Origin of the sequence: Amycolatopsis sp. lyj-23, from assembly GCF_046549135.1 — a bacterium.
Lineage (GTDB): Bacteria > Actinomycetota > Actinomycetes > Mycobacteriales > Pseudonocardiaceae > Amycolatopsis.
Genome location: NZ_JAJPWN010000005.1, coordinates 569,909 through 586,696 on the forward strand (window position 1 = coordinate 569,909; position 16,788 = coordinate 586,696).

Here is a 16,788-nt window from a genome sequence, read left to right on the forward strand (position 1 = left end):
GCCGGGTGCGCAGGCTCGACGTCGTGAGCGAGCACGAGTACGACCTCATCGTCATCGGTTCGGGCCCCGGCGGGCAGAAGGCCGCGATCGCCGCGGCGAAGCTCGGCAAGAAGGTGGCGGTCGTCGACCGGCACGACATGGTCGGCGGGGTGTGCGTCAACACCGGCACGATCCCGTCCAAGACGCTGCGCGAAGCCGTGCTCTACCTGACCGGCATGAACCAGCGGGAGCTGTACGGCGCCAGCTACCGCGTCAAGCAGGACATCACCATCGCCGACCTGCTCGCCCGCACCCAGCACGTCGTCGGGCGCGAGGTCCAGGTCGTGCGCGCGCAGCTGATGCGCAACCACGTCGACCTGATCGACGGCACCGCTTCCTTCGCCGACCCGCACACCGTGGTGGTCGACGGCCGCCACCGCGGCGACCGGCGGACGCTGTCGGCCGACCACGTCGTGATCGCCACCGGCACCCGGCCCGCGCGGCCCAAGCAGGTGGACTTCGACGCCGCTCGCGTGCTGGACTCCGACGAGATCCTGCGGCTCGAGCAGATCCCGTCGTCGCTGGTCGTGGTGGGTGCCGGGGTGATCGGGATCGAGTACGCGTCGATGTTCGCCGCCCTCGGCTCGCGGGTCACCGTGGTCGAACAGCGCGACCACATGCTCGACTTCTGCGACCCGGAGATCGTCGAGTCGCTCAAGTTCCAGCTGCGTGACCTCGGCGTCACGTTCCGCTTCGGCGAGAAGGTCGCGGACGTGGCGGTGTCCGACCACGCGACCATCACGACCCTGGTCAGCGGCAAGCGCATCCCGGCCGACGGCGTCATGTACTCCGCCGGCCGCCAGGGCATGACCGCGGAGCTCAACCTGGAGGCGGCGGGCCTGGCCGCGGACGAGCGCGGCCGGCTGGTGGTCGACGAGAACTACCGGACGGCGGTCCCGCACATCTACGCGGTCGGCGACGTGATCGGCTTCCCGGCCCTGGCGGCGACGTCGATGGACCAGGGCAGGCTCGCGGCGTACCACGCGTTCGGCGAACCGGCGCACGAACTGGGCGCGCTGCAGCCGATCGGTATCTACACGATCCCGGAGATTTCCTACGTCGGGTCGACCGAGGCCCAGCTGACGTCGTCGTCGGTGCCGTACGAGGTCGGCATCGCCCGCTACCGCGAGCTGGCGCGCGGCCAGATCACGGGGGACAGCTACGGCATGCTGAAGCTCCTGGTGTCCACGACGGACCGGAAGCTGCTGGGCGTCCACGTGTTCGGCACGGGCGCGACCGACCTGGTCCACATCGGACAGGCGGTGATGGGCTGCGGTGGCACGGTCGACTACCTGGTGGACGCGGTGTTCAACTACCCGACCCTGTCGGAGGCGTACAAGGTGGCGGCCTTGGACGCGACCAACAAGATCCGGGCGCTGGAACGCTTCTCCTGAGCGTCACCGCACCTGGGCGTTGGCGCTGACGAAGCTCCACCCGGCGCCGCAGACCACCGTGGAGTGGAGGGGGTCGCCCTGCGTCCGCCACGGGCCGTAGAAGTTCGAGTAGTCGAAGCTGCCGCTGGGCGTCAGGTAGCGGCAGTAGGCCACGGCGCGGAACTGCGTGCCGGAAGCGGAGGCGTAGCAGTAGGCGGTGGTCCCGTTGCCGGACTGGGAGGCGGTGCAGTACGCGGGCGCCGCGGCGGCGGGGGATGCCACAGCGATGGACAACCCGGCGGCCGTCAGCGTCGCGGCGAGCAGGATCTTCGCGGTTCGACAGGTCATGGGTCCTGCCTTTCGGTGGATGGCTGGGTCACTCCGCCCACGCCGGCCGGGAAGAGCCGGTTGAGGGGACGGCCGGAACGCCACCCGGTCGGCCCAGCCGGAGCGATGCCCGCGGAAGGGGACCGGCAGCCAGACCCCGCCCTGCATCCCGATCCGAAGCCCCAACACGGCCGGTGGTGCCGGGTCAAGGCACGCTTTCCCGCCTTGACGCGGTACCACCGGCCGTAGTCACAATGGGCGATCGGGATGAAGGGCCTCCCCGGTGGTTGATCCTCAGTTACTCCGGGGCCGGAGCGTCGATGCCGTCACCCTCGCCCGTGGTGATCATCCAGTACGGGACGTCACGGGAGTCCCACCAACACCACCAGCACCACGTGATCCACCTGCCCCGAACCGGTTTGACACTCGTCTAGAACATATGTTCGACTGGCGCCGTGCGATGGGATCGGCAGCGGACAGGGGAGGGTGAACCGGCACTGCCCGGGCTCGAGGGCCTGGTGCGATCGGTGCGGTCACCGGAATTCGACGGCGTCACCTTTCACGAGGTGCACGCCCGGTCGGTGCTGAACAAGGTGCCCGCCGGCTCCGGTGTGCCCTTCGGCTGGACGGTCAACCCCTACCGCGGCTGCTCGCACGCCTGCACCTACTGCCTCGAAGGCGGCACCCGGATCCTGATGGCCGACGGCCGGACGAAGGCGTTGTCCGACCTGAAGGTCGGCGACGCCATCTACGGCACCCGCGGCTACGGCGCCTCCCGGCGGCTGGTGCCGACCCGCGTCGAAGCGCACTGGACCACCCTGCGCGCCGCCTACCGGGTCACCCTCGAAGACGGCACCCGGCTCGTCGCCGGCGGGGACCACCGGTTCCTCACGAGCAAGGGGTGGAAGCACGTCACCGGCAGCAAGTTCGGTGCCGCGCAGCGGCCGCACCTGGAGCCCGGCACCGAGCTGATCGGCGTCGGCCGGTTCGCCCCCACGCCCGACGAGACGCTCGGCTACCGGGCCGGCTACCTCTGCGGGATGCTGCGCTCCGGCGGGTTCGCCGCGGAGCCGGACGCCGCCGCGCGGGCGCTGGGGTACCTGCCGGACTTCGGGGCGTCGGTCGGTTTTCTCAAGGTACCGGCGGAGCCGGACGCCCACTGGCAGCGCGGGTTCCTCGCCGGCGTCTTCGACATCGCCGGCGACTACGGCCGCGGCGTCCTCGCGGTGGCGCACGACGAACCGGAGATCGCCGACGCCTTCACCGCCGCGCTCGCCCGCTTCGGCTTCGCCCACCAGCTGGACGAGGTGCCGAAGTTCCCGACGCGCCAGGAGGTCCGGCTCCTCGGCGGCGTCGGCGAAGTGCTGCGGTTCCTGCACGTGAGCAATCCGGCCGTGACGTGGAAGCGGTCGCTGGAAGGCGCGGTGATCGGCGGGAGCCGCCGCCGCGTGGAGGCGATCGAGCCGCTCGGCCTGCAACTGCCGCTGTTCGACATCACCACCGGCACCGGCGACTTCGTGGCCGACGGCATGGTGTCGCACAACTGCTTCGCCCGGAACACCCACACCTACCTCGACTTCGACGCCGGCCGCGACTTCGACACCCAGGTGGTCGTCAAGATCAACGCCCCGCAGGTGCTGGCGGCGCAGCTGAAGAAGCCGTCGTGGCAGCGCGAGCACGTGGCGATGGGCACCAACACCGACCCCTACCAGCGCGCCGAGGGCCGCTACCGGCTGATGCCCGGCATCATCACGGCGCTGGCCCGCTCCGGAACACCCCTTTCGGTGCTGACCAAGGGTACGGTCCTCGCGCGGGACCTGCCGCTGCTCAAGGACGTCGCCCGGGACGTGCCGGTGGGGCTCGCGGTGTCGATCGCCCTGCTCGACGAGGAGCTGCAACACCGCCTCGAGCCCGGCACCCCGAGCCCGCGGGCGCGGCTGGAGCTGGTCCGCAAGGCCCGCGAAGCCGGCCTGCCGTGCTCGGTGCTGGTGGCGCCGGTGCTGCCGTGGCTGACCGATTCCGAAGAGGCACTGGACGCGCTGTTCGCCCGGCTCGCCGACGTCGGCGCCACGAGCGTCACGGCGTTCGCGCTGCACCTGCGGCCCGGCGCCCGGGAGTGGTTCGGCCGCTGGCTGGCGGGCACGCACCCGGAACTCGTGCCGCGGTACCGGGAGCTGTACGCGCGTGGGAGCTATGTCCGGAAGGCCTACCGCGAGGGGCTCGCGGAGCGCGTCGGGCCGCTGCTGCGGCGGCATGGTTTGGACCGCAAGTCGGCGTTCGACGCGCGCGGACCGGAGCTGCCCGCGGTGGCGGCGGCTCCGGCGGAGCAGTTGCGGCTGCTTTGAGGCGCTGCCTGTGAGCCCTCCGCAGGCAGCCCGCCGAACCGGGCGGCGGGGCCGTTGGCGGCCAGGGCGCGGACGCGCGTACCGGGGTGCGGGTCGGCCGTTGCTGCGGCGGCATGGTTTGGACCGCAAGTCGGGGTTCGAGGCGCGGTGGCCGGAGCTGCCCGCGGTGGCGGCCGCTCCGGCGGAGCAGTTGCGCCTGCTTTGAGGCCCTGCCTGCGAGCCTTCCGCAGGCAGCCCGCCGAACCGGGCGGCGGGGCCGCGGCCGCGGCGGCGAGGTCTGGACCGCAGGCCCCGCGGAGCAGCCGCACCGGCCGCTGACGGTCCGATGTGGATCACCCGGGTGACCCGCTGGGCCGTTCGGGGTGTTCGGAGCCCCGAGTCTTCGGTTTGCAGCAAAATGTCCGATCGTGTCGTTGTCGTCCCGCCGCACCGGCGCCTAACGTCGAAGGGATCGGCGGAAGGAGCCGGACGGTGACGACCTCGCAGACCGACCGCGTCGCGGCCGCCCGGCTCGCCTGGGCCGCCCTCAAGCTGACGCGGGCCGGCCGGCACCCGGTCGGCGTCGACAGGCTGGCCGCGACCGTTGGCGTCACCGCGGCCGAGGCCCGGCGGCTGGTCGAGCTGATCGGGTTCACGCTGCACCGCGACCTCGTCTCGACCGGCCCGGCACCCCGCGGTGCCCACCACCGCCTCCAACCCGCCGAAGGCACCCTCGGGGCGGGCCCGGACGGCACGGTCGACATGTTCCTGCTGGCCATCGCGACCGGCGAGCGCGTGCACGCCGCGGCCGTCTGCCCGGTCACCGGGACGCCCATCCACATCGAGCTGGTGCCGCGGGGCATCCTCCTGGTCGACCCGCCGGCGGCGGTGGTCGCGGCGGTCGACCTCGGGTTCGGGCTCGACGGGGTCGAACCGGTGGCCTGCGCGGGGCAGCCGTTCTTCGCCTCCGCCTCCGCGGCCGCGAGCTGGCTGGTCGCCAACCCGGGTGGACGCATCTACCAGGTCGCGGCCTACCTGGCCCAGGCCCACCGCCTGGTCTCGGCGCTCGAGGCCCGGCCCAAGTACGTCCTCTGACCGCCGCGCAAGCCAAGCCTGCCGACGTCGTAAGCTGGGTAGTTCGTTAGCCTTTGCAGGCACGAACCACCCCTTCCGAAGGAGAGCAGTCGCAGTGCTCCGCACCCACCAAGCCGGCACCCTGCGTGCCGGACAGGCCGGACAGACCGTCACCCTCACCGGATGGGTGGCCCGGCGGCGCGATCACGGCGGCGTCATCTTCATCGACCTCCGCGACGCCAGCGGTGTCGCCCAGGTCGTCTTCCGCGAAGGTGAGATGGCCGAGCGCGCGCACGCGCTGCGGTCGGAGTTCTGCGTCAAGATCGTCGGCGAGGTCGCGAAGCGGCCCGAAGGCAACGCGAACGCCGAGATCCCCACCGGCGAGATCGAGGTCCTCGCGACCGAGCTCGAGGTGCTGTCGGAGTCCGCGCCGCTGCCGTTCCCGATCGACGACCGCGTCGACGTCGGCGAAGAGGTCCGGCTCAAGCACCGCTACCTCGACCTGCGCCGCAGCGGCCCGGCCGCGGCCCTGCGGCTGCGCAGCGAGGTCAGCCGCGCCGCGCGCGAGGTGCTGCACGCCCAGGACTTCGTCGAGATCGAGACCCCGACGATGACCCGCTCGACCCCCGAAGGCGCGCGCGACTTCCTGGTGCCCGCCCGGCTCAAGCCCGGCTCCTGGTACGCGCTGCCGCAGTCGCCACAGCTGTTCAAGCAGCTGCTCATGGTCGGCGGCATGGAGCGGTACTACCAGATCGCCCGCTGCTACCGCGACGAAGACTTCCGCGCCGACCGGCAGCCCGAGTTCACCCAGCTCGACATCGAGATGAGCTTCGTCGAGCAGGACGACGTCATCGACATCGGCGAGCAGATCGTCTCCGCGCTGTGGAAGCTGATCGGGCACGAGATCCCGCGGCCCATCCCGCGGATCACCTACCACGAGGCGATGGCGAAGTACGGCTCGGACAAGCCCGACCTGCGCTTCGACCTCGAGATCACCGACATGACGGAGTTCTTCGCCGACACGCCGTTCCGCGTGTTCCAAGCGCCGTACGTCGGGGCGGTCGTCATGGCCGGCGGCGCCGACCAGCCGCGCCGCCAGCTCGACGCGTGGCAGGAATGGGCCAAGCAGCGCGGCGCGAAGGGTCTCGCGTACATCCTCGTGAACGAGGACGGCACGCTCGGCGGCCCGGTCGCGAAGAACCTGTCCGAGCACGAGCGCGAGAACGTCGCCGCCGCGGCGGGCGCGAAGCCGGGCGACTGCATCTTCTTCTCCGCGGGCAAGGCGTCGAGCACGCAGCCGCTGCTGGGCGCCGCGCGCGACGAAATCGGCAAGCGGCTCGGCCTGATCGACGAGAACGCCTGGTCGTTCGTGTGGGTCGTCGACGCGCCGCTGTTCGCGCCGGTCGAGGACATCGGCGACGACGTCGCCGTCGGCTCCGGCAAGTGGACCGCGGTGCACCACGCGTTCACCTCGCCGACCCCGGAGTGGATCGACAAGTTCGAGCAGGACCCGGGCAACGCCCTGGCCTACGCCTACGACATCGTCTGCAACGGCAACGAGATCGGCGGCGGCTCGATCCGTATCCACCGCGGTGACGTCCAGAAGCGCGTCTTCAACCTGATGGGCCTCGGCGACGAGGAGGCGCAGGAGAAGTTCGGCTTCCTGCTCGACGCCTTCGCCTTCGGCCCGCCGCCGCACGGCGGCATCGCGTTCGGCTGGGACCGCATCGTCATGCTGCTGGCCAAGGCCGACTCGCTGCGTGACGTGATCGCGTTCCCGAAGACCGGCGGCGGCTACGACCCGCTGACCGCGGCGCCGGCGCCGATCACCGCGCAGCAGCGCAAGGAGGCCGGGATCGACGCGAAACCGGCCGCGCCGCCGCAGAACTAGTGCTGCACCTCAGGGCCGTGTGCCCGCCGGACAAGACCGCCGAAGCGCTCGACGTCCTGCGGGCCCACGCCGGCACCGCGCACCTGGTCGTGCACCGCGGCGCCGCCGTGGAGCCCGCCGGTGACCTGGTCGAGGCCGACATCGCGCGCGAGGCGGCGGACGAGATCATCGACGCCCTGTGCCGGCTCGACCTCGACCACACCGGCGGCATCACGCTCGAAGCGCTCGACACCGCGCTGTCCGACTCCGCCGATCGGGCGGAAGAGGCGGCGCCGGGCGAAGCGGCCGACGCCGTCGTCTGGCAGGAGCTGCTGAGCCGCACGGGCGAGGAGTCGCGGCTGAACGCGACTTTCCTGGCGTTCCTCACCATCGCCTGCCTGCTCGCCGCGGTCGGTGTGCTCACCGACTCGTCGGTGACGATCGTCGGCGCGATGGTCGTCGGGCCGGAGTTCGGACCGCTGGCCGCGCTCGCGGTCGGCCTGGTGCTGCGGCACGGGCAGCTGATCCGGCAGGCCGCGGCCGCCCTCGGTGCCGGCTTCCCGCTGGCCATGCTGGTCACGCTCGGCGGCGCGCTGCTCGTCCGCGCGACGGACGTCTTCGGCGAGAAGGCGTTCGAGCTGCAGCAGCACAACGAAGTCGACTTCGTGTTCTCCGTCGGGGCGCCGTCGCTGGTCGTGGCGATGCTCGCCGGCGCCGCGGGGATGCTCGCCATGACGTCGTCGAAGTCGGCCGCCCTGGTGGGCGTGTTCATCTCCGTGACCACGGTGCCGGCCGCGGGGTACGCGGTCGTCGCGGCCGTGGCGGGGGAGTGGAGCCGGTGTCTCCAGTCCGTCGGCCAGCTGCTGGTCAACCTTCTCGGAATCGTTGCAGCTGCGGCCATTGTGTTGATCGTGCGCCGGAATGGGCAACGTTCACGGGTGGGAACGCGTCCGCTTTCACGCGGGTGACTCGTCTTCGGGTGGGATGCCCTTTTTTGTCCGGATGTCAGTAGTCATGGTTGCTCAGTCACGAGTAGGGTCGGTGACAATGACAGTCGACACCTCCTCCGCCGGCGACGCTGGAGTCGGGGCAGGAGCCGAGCAGCTCGCCATCGCCGCGGCCGTCGCGGCGGGCGAGTCCGTTCTCTCACGCCGGTTCGGCAGCGCGATCACCCTGGTCGCCCCGGAGGACCTGGCGGGGAGCGGGCCGGCCACGGTGGTCCGCGCGCGGGTGGTGTCGTCGTTCGCGTTGCCGCGCACGCTCGTCATCAAGCACTACCCGGACCGCCCGGAGTCCGGCGCCGACCCGTTCGCCCAGGAGGCGGTCAGCTACCAGCTGTTCACGGCGCTGGCCGCGGACGAGCGGATGTGCCCGGAGCTGGTGGCCCACGACGGCCGCGACCGCGTGCTGGTGCTGGAGGACCTCGGCCGCACGCCGACGCTGGAGGACAAGCTCTACGCCCGGGACTCCCGCGCGGCCGAGCGCGCACTGCTGTCCTGGGCCCGTTCGCTGGGCCGCCTGCACGCGAGCACGGCCGGCCGCGAGGCGGACTTCAACGCCCTGCTGCGGCGCCTCGGCGGCCCGGCGAAGGGCGACTCCGACGACGTCGATGAGCTGTGCGGGCGGGTGCCACCGCTGATCCGCAAGCGCCTGGGCATCCCGGTACCGGACGAAGTGCGCGCCCAGGTGACGGCGGCCCTCGACCAGTCCCGCGCGGCGGGCTTCCGCGCGTTCAGCCCGGTCGAGCTGAGCCCGGACAACAACCTGGTGACGGGCCAGGGGGTGCGGTTCCTGGACTTCGAAAACGGCTGCGTCCGCTCGGCCCTGGTCGACGCGGCCCACCTGCGGCTGCCGTTCGCGGGCTGGCCGGACGCGCTCGCCCTCCCGGCGGGCATGAGCGAAGCGATGATCGCGGCTTGGCGCGCCGAGGTGGTCGGGGTGTGGCCGGCCTTCGCCGACGACGAGGTCCTCGCCGGGCACCTGACGTCGAGCGAGCTGCTGCGGGTCTGGCTGATCACGGGCGAAGAGATGGGCTCGTTGAACCTGTCCCGCCATGCACCCCCGGTGAGCCGGGAGGCAGCGTTCGTGACTTGGTGGCGGGATTTGGCGAGGCACGCGGGGTATGTCCGGATGGCGGCGGTGTCGGAGTTCGCGGCCCGGGTGGCGGCGGCTTTGGCGGCGCGGCTGGGGCCGCATGCCGACCTGGCTTTCTACCCGGCTTTTCGCTGAAGCGGGTTGATCTCTGCCGGGGTTCCCGCCGGCCCGAACGCCGGATTGTTCAGCGGCCGCCAGGTCGTGTCAAGGCGGGAAAGCGTGCCTTGACACGACCTGGCGGCCGCTGATTCGGCTGCGTATCGGGTCGGCAGGGGGGTCTGGCCGGAAGGTGGTCGGCCTGCGGATGCGTTCTGCCGGGGTTTCCCGGAAGGTGGTCGGCCCCCGGATGCGTTCTGCCGGGCTTCCCGGAAGGTATGTTGGCTCCCGGATGTTCTGCCGGAGTCGGCTGGGCGCCCAGATCCGGCGCGCCCAAAAGCCACCAGCTGTGAGGTGGGTGTCAAGAATTAGGCCCGGTGTCGTGATCGCGTTACCTCGACCTCACCGCCTGTGAGCCTGCGTGGCCGATGGTCGTCACCGTGACCGTGATGAGCGTCGATGTCACTCCCGAACTTCCCGAGCCCGGCCCGCGGCGGCCCGCGCAGCTGGCCGTCGTTCCGCCGCTGGCTGCCCGCCGCCTCGTTGTGCTCGGTGACTCCACCGCCGTCGGGCTCGGGGATCCGCTGCCGCGGCGGGGTGGCTGGCGGGGTGTCGGCCCGCTGGTCGCCGCCGCGCTCGGGGTCGAAGCCGGTGGCTACCTCAATCCCTCCTTCGCCGGTGCGCGGATGCGGTGCGTGCTCACCCAGCAGGTGCCCGCCGCGCTTGCGCACCGGCCCGATGTCGCCCTGCTGGTCGCCGGCATGAACGACACGCTGCGGCCGGACTTCGACGCCGCCCGCATCGCCGCCGATCTCACCGAAGTCATCCGGCGGCTCAAGGACGCCGGTACCACCGTGCTGCCCGTGCGGTTCCACGACCACAGCAAGGTCTTCCGCCTCCCGGCGTCGCTCAAGCGCGCCCTCAGCGCCCGCGTCGCCGAACTCAACGCCGCCATCGACGAAGTCGTCGCCCGCGAAGGCGTGGCCTGCCTCGATCTCGCCCGGCTGCCCGGCGCCTACGACCTGACCTCCTGGAGCGTCGACCGGCTGCACCCCTCCGAACTGGGCCACCGCATGCTCGCGAGCGGCTTCACCGCGCTGCTCGCCGACGCCGGGTTCGCCGTGCCCGAACCGGTGAGCCTCACCTGCAGTGGCGGGGTCGAGCCGAGCGCCACCGGGCACGTGGGCTGGCTGGTGCTCAAGGGAATCCCGTGGCTCTGGCGCCGCGGCCGCGAGTTCCTGCCCTACGCCGCCGTCATCATGTGGAAGTCGTTCCGCACCCGCTGAACAGCCGCAACCGGGTGCCACCTGCACCGGGCAAGCCGGGCGCCCCGGGCGAGGGTTTCCGCCCGGGGCGCCACCGGCCTACCCCGTCGTCAGCGGCAGTTCCCGCACCCCGGTCATGTTCGGGTTGACCTGGAACTTCGGCGGCTCACCCGGGATGGTGCGCAGCACCGGCCGGCGGTCGAACAGGATGTCCAGCGCCACCCGGCCTTCCAGCCGCGCGAGCGGCGCGCCGATGCAGAAGTGGATCCCGCGGCCGAACGCCAGGTGCGGGTTCTCCTCGCGCAGCGGGTCGAACGTCGCCGGGTCGCGGAACACCCGCTCGTCCCGGTTGGCCGCCGACACCCACAGCAGCAGCATCTGGTCCGCGGGCACGGTCACCCCGCCGACCTCCGCCTCCCGCACGGTCGTGCGGGCCACCGCCGCGAACGGGGTGAGGTACCGCAGCGACTCCTCGATCGCCGGCGGCACGAGCGAGCGGTCCGCGCGCACCCGCCGGTCCCAGCCCGGGTGCGCGTCGAGGCACAGCACCGTGTTGCCGAGGAGCATCGTGGTGGTGATGTGGCCGGCCAGCAGCAGGATGTTCGCGAAGTTGACGACCTCCGAGCGGGACAGCCGTTCGCCGTCCAGTTCGGCTTCGACCAGTTTCGTCAGCAGGTCTTCGCGCGGCTTCTTCCGCCGCTCGTCGACGTGCACGCCCAGGTAGTCGGCGAGCGCCCGCTGGCCCTCCATCGACTTCCGGATCGCCGCGTCCTGCTTTTCGTCCTTCTTCACCAGCGAGACCTGGTCGGACGACTCGAACATCTGGTCCACCCAGCCCTTGAACAGGTGCCGGTCGCCCGGGGGCACCCCGAGCAGCTCGGCGATCACGATCACCGGCAGCGGGTAGGCCAGGTCGGCCACCAGCTCCAGCCGGTCGCCGGCCGGGACGGTGTCGAGCAGCTCGCGGGTGATCGCCGCGATCCTCGGTTCGAGGTCCGCCACCACCTTCGGCGTGAACGCGCGGCTGACGAGCTTGCGCATCTTGTTGTGCAGCGGCGGGTCCAGCTGCAGGATGCTGCCCGTCGACATGTCGTAGCCGGGGTCGGGCATCAGGTCTTTCGGCACGAGCCGCGTGGTGTCGGACGAGAACGTGCCCGGGTCGCGGAGGATCGCTTCGATCTCCGGGTGCCCGTAGACGTTCCACATCCCCAGTTCCGCGGCGAACTCGACCCGCTTCTCCGGTTGTTTCCCCCGCAGCCAGAACTGGGCCTCGTGGAGTCCCCAGGTGTCGGCGAGTGTGGTGGTCATTTCCGCCCCTTTCCCCGGTGTGGCCCCGGCTCAGCCGGAGGCCGTGGTGGGATCGTGTGCGTAGATCCCCTTCCGGTAGCTCGAGACGAGCTCCTCGAGCGCCGAGCTCAGTTCCGCCGCCACCTCCGCCACCGCCGCGGGATCGGGCTCGCCGGGCGGCTCGAACGCGGTGCGGATGACGTGGGCGAGCACCTTCGCCTTCTCGTCGAGGGGAATGCCCTCGAATTCGCCCGAAAGCGTGTCGCCGAGGTAGAAGCCGAGGGTCGAGGCGCTGAGCGCGTAGCTCAGGTGCGGTACGTCCGAGCGGATCAGCCCGTGCCGCAGCATCGCCCCCTCGAAGTGCACGCGCAGCTCGTCCTGCTTCTTGTGCAGGTCGAGGTCGCCGAGCGCGCCGAACATTTCGGCGTTGCCGCGCAGCATCGCCATCACGAGCGGACGGCGGTGGGTGATCAGGAACGACCCCGGGATCATCCGGTGAGGCAGGATCATCGCCGGGTCGGCCGTGATCGAGGCCAGCAGCTCGTCGGTCAGATCGGCCGACTCGCGCATCAGCAGCGCCTTGAACAGCAGTTCCTTGTTGCGCCAGTGCAGGTAGACCGTGCCCTTGCCGATGCCGACCGCGCGGGCGATGTCGTCCACGGCGACCTTCCGGTACCCCATGCGCAGCAGCAGCTCGCCCGCCGCGTCCAGGATCCGGTCGGCGCGTTCGCGGTTGGGATGGCTCATGCGGCTCCACCTGCGGGTTCGTTGAGCGTTTGACCGGTTGACCGAGATTGCCATTCCGGTCAACCGGTCACTCCGACGGTAGCGCCGAGGTGGGGACCGGGGCAAGCGGTTCTGTCGGTGGGGTCGGTTAACGTCATCGGTGTGGCACAGGACGAGCTCTTCACCGTGAACGCCGACATCGCGCCGCCGCCGGAGCGCACGGGGGCGAACGCGGGCGTGGAACCGCAGGCCGACCCGGCGAGTTCGCCGCTGGCCGTGCGGATGCGGCCGCGGTCGCTCGACGAGGTCGTCGGCCAGCAGCACCTGCTGCGCGAAGGCGCCCCGCTGCGGCGGCTGGTCGAAGGGGCCGCGCCGGCGTCGGTGCTGCTCTACGGGCCGCCCGGCACGGGCAAGACGACGCTGGCCAACCTGGTTTCGATCGCGACCGGGCGCCGGTTCGTCGCGATGTCCGCGCTCTCGGCGGGCGTCAAGGAAGTGCGCGGCGTCATCGAGGAGGCGCGGCGGCGGCGCCAGTACAACGCCGAGAACACCGTGCTGTTCATCGACGAGGTGCACCGGTTCTCCAAGACCCAGCAGGACGCGCTGCTCGGCGCGGTCGAGGACCGCACGGTGCTGCTGGTCGCGGCGACCACCGAGAACCCGTCGTTCTCCGTCGTGTCCCCGCTGCTGTCGCGGTCGCTGGTGCTGCAGCTGCGGCCGCTGACCGACGCGGACATCACGGAGCTGATCGAACGCGCGCTGGCCGACGAGCGCGGCCTGGGCGGCGAGCTGACGCTGACCGAGGACGCGCGGGCCCATCTGGTCCGGCTCGCGGGCGGGGACGCGCGGCGCGCGCTCACCGCGCTGGAGGCGGCGGCGGACGCGGCGTCGGCCACCGAGGCGAAGACGATCGACCTGGCCACCGTCGAGTCCACTGTGGACAAGGCCGCGGTGCGCTACGACCGCGACGGCGACCAGCACTACGACGTGATCAGCGCGTTCATCAAGTCGATCCGCGGGTCCGATGTGGACGCCGCGCTGCACTACCTGGCCCGGATGATCGAAGCCGGCGAAGACCCGCGGTTCCTCGCCCGGCGGCTGGTCGTGCACGCCAGCGAGGACATCGGGATGGCCGACCCGACGGCGCTGCAGGCGGCGGTCGCGGCCGCGCACGCGGTCCAGTTCATCGGCATGCCGGAGGGCAGGCTGGCGCTCGCGCAGGCGACCGTGCACCTGGCGACGGCGCCGAAGTCGAACGCGGTGGTCAAGGGCATCGACGCGGCGCTGGCGGACGTCCGCGCGGGCCTGGCCGGCACGGTGCCGCCGCACCTGCGGGACGGGCACTACGCGGGCGCGAAGAAGCTGGGCAACGCGCAGGGCTACCGGTACCCGCACGACGTGCCGGAGGGCGTGCTGGCGCAGCAGTACCCGCCGGACGAACTGGTCGGCCGGGACTACTACGAGCCCAGCCAGCGCGGAGCCGAGCGGACGCTCGCCGAGCGCGTCCCCAAGCTGCGGCGGACGATCCGCGGGCAGTGACGCCGGACGCCGTTCGCGGAGTTGCGGGCCGGGGTGGGCAAGATCATCGGGGTTCGTAAACTTCCCCCTTCCAGGTGGCCCGGACCGGGGAGGGCCCCACGACGGCAGGAGGCGTGCCCGTGCCCGCGACGCTGCAGTGCATCGTCCTGGACTGTCCGCAACCGCTGGTGCTCGCCCGCTTCTACCAGGCTCTGCTCGGCGGCGAGGTCGATCGCCCCGACCCCCGGTGGCGCGTGGACGAGGACTGGTCGACGCTGCACGTGAACGGCATGGTCCTGGGTTTCCAGCGGGCACCGGACCACCGGCCGCCGAGCTGGCCCGACCCGACCTTCCCGCAGCAGTTCCACCTCGACTTCGAGGTCGACGACCTCCGGGAGTCGCACCACGCCGTCCTCGCGCACGGCGGCCGGCTGCTCGACCCCGACCTCGGCGGCCGGGGCTGGCGCGTCTACGCCGATCCGGCGGGCCACCCGTTCTGCCTGCTGGGCGACTACTGAGCGCGCGGCCACGGCGGGCCTGGTCCACGATGGCGGGATGACTGTCGCGTTTCTCGGAACCGGGATCATGGGCGCCCCGATGGCGGCCAACATCGCCAAGGCGGGCCTCGACGTCCGGGTCTGGAACCGGACCCGGGCCAAGGCCGAGCCCTTGTCCGACGTCGCCGCGGTCGCCGATTCGCCGTCCGCCGCGGCCGAGGGCGCGGACACGCTGGTGACGATGCTCGCCGACGGCCCCGCGGTTGCTTCGGCCTTCGAGGCCGCTTCGCCTGCTTCGGGGACGTTGTGGCTGCAGATGAGCACGGTCGGTCTCGAGTGGACCGACCGCCTCGCCGCCATGGCCGAAAAAGCGGGGGTGGTGTTCGTCGACGCGCCGGTGCTCGGCACGCGCCAGCCCGCGGAACAGGCCCAGTTGCTGGTGCTGGGCTCGGGCCCGGAGGAGTCCCGGCCGGCGGCGACGCCGGTGTTCGACGCGGTCGGCATGCGCACCGTCTGGCTGGGGCCGGCCGGCCGCGGCAGCCGGCTGAAGCTGGTGATGAACGCGTGGGTGCTGGCCCTGACGAACGCGACGGCGGAGAGCCTGGGCCTGGCCCGCGCCCTGGGCCTGGACCCGCAGCTGTTCCTGGAGACGATCAAGGGCGGCGGCCTGGACGTCGGCTACGCGCACGCGAAGGGCGGCGCGATGCTGTCGGGCGAGTTCCCGCCGTCGTTCCCGGCGGGCCTGGCGGCGAAGGACGCCCGCCTGGTGGTGGAAGCCGCAGGTGAAGACGTCGACGTGGCGGGGGCGAAGGCGGCCCTGGCCCACCTGGAGGCGGCGGTCGAGGCCGGGCACGGGGACGAAGACATGGCCGCGCTGTACCGCGCGGTGCTCAAGGAGGGCTGAAAACCGACGCCGGTCGCCGGGGCGCCCCCCGTTTTCCACTCTACCGGCGGGCACCGACAGTTTTCGCCGCGGACGGTCCGCGGACGCCCCGGTTGCGGTCGGATTCGGCGAGCGGCGCCGCGAACCGGATCGTGATCAGGCGGTCGCCGACGCCGAGGCCGATCACGGTGACCCGGCGCGGGCTCCCGTCGCGGGTTTCGGTGTAGTCCCACTCGGCGTCGTAGTCGACGACCGCCGGGTGCCCGACGACCGAGCCACCGTGGCCGGCGGCCTTGGCCACGGCGCAGGCCGCTCACCGGGTCCTCCTGCTCGAGCGGCAGCCGGTCGGTCTCCAGCAGGAGATCGCCGCGGGCGCGTCGTCACCGCCGCCCGCGAACAGCGCCACCACGATCGCCAGGACCGCCGCGCCGACGACGGCCGAGCCCGCCAGCTTCTTGTTCGTCCGGCTCCCCAGGTTGTGCCCCTGGTGAGGCCGACGGTTTCGCCGCGGACGGTCCGCGGACGCCGCCTCGGCGGAAGGCGGCGGGCACCCCGTCCGCCGCCGCCGCGCGGTCCGGATCGCCGGGTTTTCCGGGCGCGGCGGGGTGACACGGTCGGGAACCCGGCCAGGCGGTAACCTCAGGCGGCATCCCGACCCCTGAACCGAGGAGGGCCCGTGTCGGCAGGGCAGATCGCCGCGTTGATCGCCGCAGGAGCATTCGTGGTGCTGGTCGTCCTGCTGGCGATCCCGCTGATCAAGCTCGGCAAGACGCTGGACGCGGCCACCGAGGCGATCGAGCGCACCAACAGCAACACCGACCCGCTGCTGATCGGCGCGAACGAGACGATCACGCACGTCAACACCCAGCTCGAGCGGGTCGACGGGATCACCGCGAACGCGCAGGCGGTCACCGGCAACGTCTCCGCGCTGGCGTCCGTGTTCACCGCGACCCTGGGCGGCCCGCTGGTCAAGACCGCGGCGCTGTCCTACGGGCTGTCCAAGGCGATCAAGGCGCGCAAGAAGAAGAGCGCACTGAAGGCCGCCAGGAAGGCCGGGAAATGAAGCGGCTGTTCTGGCTCGGCGTCGGTGTCGTCACCGGTGTCGTGCTCTCCCGCAAGGCCGCCGAAACCGCTCGTCAGGCCACTCCCGCCGGGTTAGCATCGAACCTGGGGGACGCCGTGCGCGAGCTGGCGGGCGCCGTGGGTTCGTTCGGCGCCGAGGTGCGCGCGGGCATGAACGAGCGGGAGCAGGAGTTGCACGACATGGTCGAGGAGCGGGCGGGCGTGACCGCGCCCCGCGCCGAGGGGCGCCACGCGGCCTCCCGGCGCCCGGTCCGGCGAGCTCGCCGGGCGGAGGGCTGATCCGGGCCTGCCCGGAACCCCTTCGCCGGAGCCAAGCCGCCGACCCCGTTCTG

At 72.0% G+C, this 16,788-nt stretch carries 16 protein-coding genes; 12 read left to right on the top strand and 4 right to left on the bottom strand.

The genetic code is table 11. The features are described from left to right. Window positions 1-23 precede the first annotated feature (23 nt). A complete protein-coding gene (sthA, locus tag ACLJPY_RS15320; protein WP_410589042.1) occupies window positions 24-1,433 on the top strand; it encodes a Si-specific NAD(P)(+) transhydrogenase in 1,410 nt (469 codons plus the stop codon). Between the two features lie 3 nt (window positions 1,434-1,436). Here sthA and ACLJPY_RS15325 read toward each other — a convergent pair whose 3' ends face one another. After that, window positions 1,437-1,760 carry a hypothetical protein gene (locus ACLJPY_RS15325; RefSeq protein WP_410589043.1) on the bottom strand — a complete coding sequence of 108 codons (324 nt, stop codon included), beginning with the start codon at window positions 1,758-1,760 and terminating at the stop codon, window positions 1,437-1,439. A gap of 434 nt (window positions 1,761-2,194) precedes the next feature. Here ACLJPY_RS15325 and ACLJPY_RS15330 point away from each other — a divergent pair, with 434 nt between their 5' ends. The 6 genes from ACLJPY_RS15330 (at window position 2,195) to ACLJPY_RS15355 (ending at window position 10,483) form a co-directional block, all read left to right on the top strand. Beyond that, a complete protein-coding gene (locus tag ACLJPY_RS15330) occupies window positions 2,195-4,084 on the top strand; it encodes an intein-containing Rv2578c family radical SAM protein (RefSeq protein ID WP_410589044.1) in 1,890 nt (629 codons plus the stop codon). A 471-nt stretch (window positions 4,085-4,555) separates the two neighbouring features. Then, window positions 4,556-5,158: an organomercurial lyase gene (gene merB, locus ACLJPY_RS15335; protein ID WP_410589045.1), complete on the top strand. Its 603-nt coding sequence runs from the start codon at window positions 4,556-4,558 to the stop codon at window positions 5,156-5,158. Between the two features lie 94 nt (window positions 5,159-5,252). Next, complete coding sequence (aspS, locus tag ACLJPY_RS15340; protein WP_410589047.1) at window positions 5,253-7,028, top strand: aspartate--tRNA ligase; 1,776 nt, start codon at window positions 5,253-5,255, stop codon at window positions 7,026-7,028. Further along, entirely contained in the window at window positions 7,028-7,975 is a 948-nt protein-coding gene (locus ACLJPY_RS15345) for a DUF389 domain-containing protein (protein WP_410589048.1), read from the top strand. The genes aspS and ACLJPY_RS15345 overlap by 1 nt, the downstream gene beginning before the upstream one ends. Window positions 7,976-8,054: 79 nt before the next feature. After that, window positions 8,055-9,236, top strand: a complete 1,182-nt coding sequence (locus ACLJPY_RS15350; protein ID WP_410589049.1) for a phosphotransferase — start codon at window positions 8,055-8,057, stop codon at window positions 9,234-9,236. Between the two features lie 389 nt (window positions 9,237-9,625). After that, window positions 9,626-10,483 (top strand): SGNH/GDSL hydrolase family protein, encoded by an 858-nt coding sequence (locus ACLJPY_RS15355; RefSeq protein ID WP_410589051.1) that lies wholly within the window; start codon window positions 9,626-9,628, stop codon window positions 10,481-10,483. A gap of 78 nt (window positions 10,484-10,561) precedes the next feature. Here ACLJPY_RS15355 and ACLJPY_RS15360 read toward each other — a convergent pair whose 3' ends face one another. Both ACLJPY_RS15360 and ACLJPY_RS15365 read right to left on the bottom strand, forming a co-directional pair. Further along, complete coding sequence (locus ACLJPY_RS15360) at window positions 10,562-11,770, bottom strand: cytochrome P450 (RefSeq protein ID WP_410589053.1); 1,209 nt, start codon at window positions 11,768-11,770, stop codon at window positions 10,562-10,564. Between the two features lie 30 nt (window positions 11,771-11,800). Beyond that, window positions 11,801-12,496 (bottom strand): TetR/AcrR family transcriptional regulator, encoded by a 696-nt coding sequence (locus ACLJPY_RS15365; RefSeq protein WP_410589054.1) that lies wholly within the window; start codon window positions 12,494-12,496, stop codon window positions 11,801-11,803. Window positions 12,497-12,637: 141 nt separating this feature from the next. On the opposite strand from ACLJPY_RS15365, the gene ACLJPY_RS15370 reads away from it, so the two are divergent. From ACLJPY_RS15370 to ACLJPY_RS15380, 3 genes are all read left to right on the top strand, one after another. Continuing rightward, a complete protein-coding gene (locus ACLJPY_RS15370) occupies window positions 12,638-14,014 on the top strand; it encodes a replication-associated recombination protein A (protein WP_410589055.1) in 1,377 nt (458 codons plus the stop codon). 119 nt (window positions 14,015-14,133) lie between these two features. Next, entirely contained in the window at window positions 14,134-14,511 is a 378-nt protein-coding gene (locus ACLJPY_RS15375) for a VOC family protein (protein ID WP_410589056.1), read from the top strand. Window positions 14,512-14,548: 37 nt separating this feature from the next. After that, window positions 14,549-15,394 carry an NAD(P)-dependent oxidoreductase gene (locus ACLJPY_RS15380; RefSeq protein WP_410589058.1) on the top strand — a complete coding sequence of 282 codons (846 nt, stop codon included), beginning with the start codon at window positions 14,549-14,551 and terminating at the stop codon, window positions 15,392-15,394. A gap of 40 nt (window positions 15,395-15,434) precedes the next feature. On the opposite strand, the gene ACLJPY_RS15385 is transcribed toward ACLJPY_RS15380, so the two are convergent. After that, window positions 15,435-15,674 carry a hypothetical protein gene (locus ACLJPY_RS15385; protein ID WP_410589060.1) on the bottom strand — a complete coding sequence of 80 codons (240 nt, stop codon included), beginning with the start codon at window positions 15,672-15,674 and terminating at the stop codon, window positions 15,435-15,437. 375 nt (window positions 15,675-16,049) lie between these two features. Here ACLJPY_RS15385 and ACLJPY_RS15390 point away from each other — a divergent pair, with 375 nt between their 5' ends. Continuing rightward, complete coding sequence (locus tag ACLJPY_RS15390) at window positions 16,050-16,436, top strand: DUF948 domain-containing protein (protein ID WP_013224580.1); 387 nt, start codon at window positions 16,050-16,052, stop codon at window positions 16,434-16,436. Continuing rightward, window positions 16,433-16,735, top strand: a complete 303-nt coding sequence (locus ACLJPY_RS15395; RefSeq protein ID WP_410589062.1) for a hypothetical protein — start codon at window positions 16,433-16,435, stop codon at window positions 16,733-16,735. Before ACLJPY_RS15390 ends, ACLJPY_RS15395 begins: the two co-directional genes overlap by 4 nt. Window positions 16,736-16,788: the final 53 nt, after the last annotated feature.

What these genes read in the sequence shown, in the direction of transcription:
- ACLJPY_RS15325 (WP_410589043.1), bottom strand. Translation starts at nt 1,760, where the DNA reads ATGACCTGTCGAACCGCGAAGATCCTGCTCGCCGCGACGCTGACGGCC.
- ACLJPY_RS15350 (WP_410589049.1), top strand. Translation starts at nt 8,055, where the DNA reads ATGACAGTCGACACCTCCTCCGCCGGCGACGCTGGAGTCGGGGCAGGA.
- ACLJPY_RS15355 (WP_410589051.1), top strand. Translation starts at nt 9,626, where the DNA reads ATGGTCGTCACCGTGACCGTGATGAGCGTCGATGTCACTCCCGAACTT.
- ACLJPY_RS15360 (WP_410589053.1), bottom strand. Translation starts at nt 11,770, where the DNA reads ATGACCACCACACTCGCCGACACCTGGGGACTCCACGAGGCCCAGTTC.
- ACLJPY_RS15365 (WP_410589054.1), bottom strand. Translation starts at nt 12,496, where the DNA reads ATGAGCCATCCCAACCGCGAACGCGCCGACCGGATCCTGGACGCGGCG.
- ACLJPY_RS15380 (WP_410589058.1), top strand. Translation starts at nt 14,549, where the DNA reads ATGACTGTCGCGTTTCTCGGAACCGGGATCATGGGCGCCCCGATGGCG.
- ACLJPY_RS15395 (WP_410589062.1), top strand. Translation starts at nt 16,433, where the DNA reads ATGAAGCGGCTGTTCTGGCTCGGCGTCGGTGTCGTCACCGGTGTCGTG.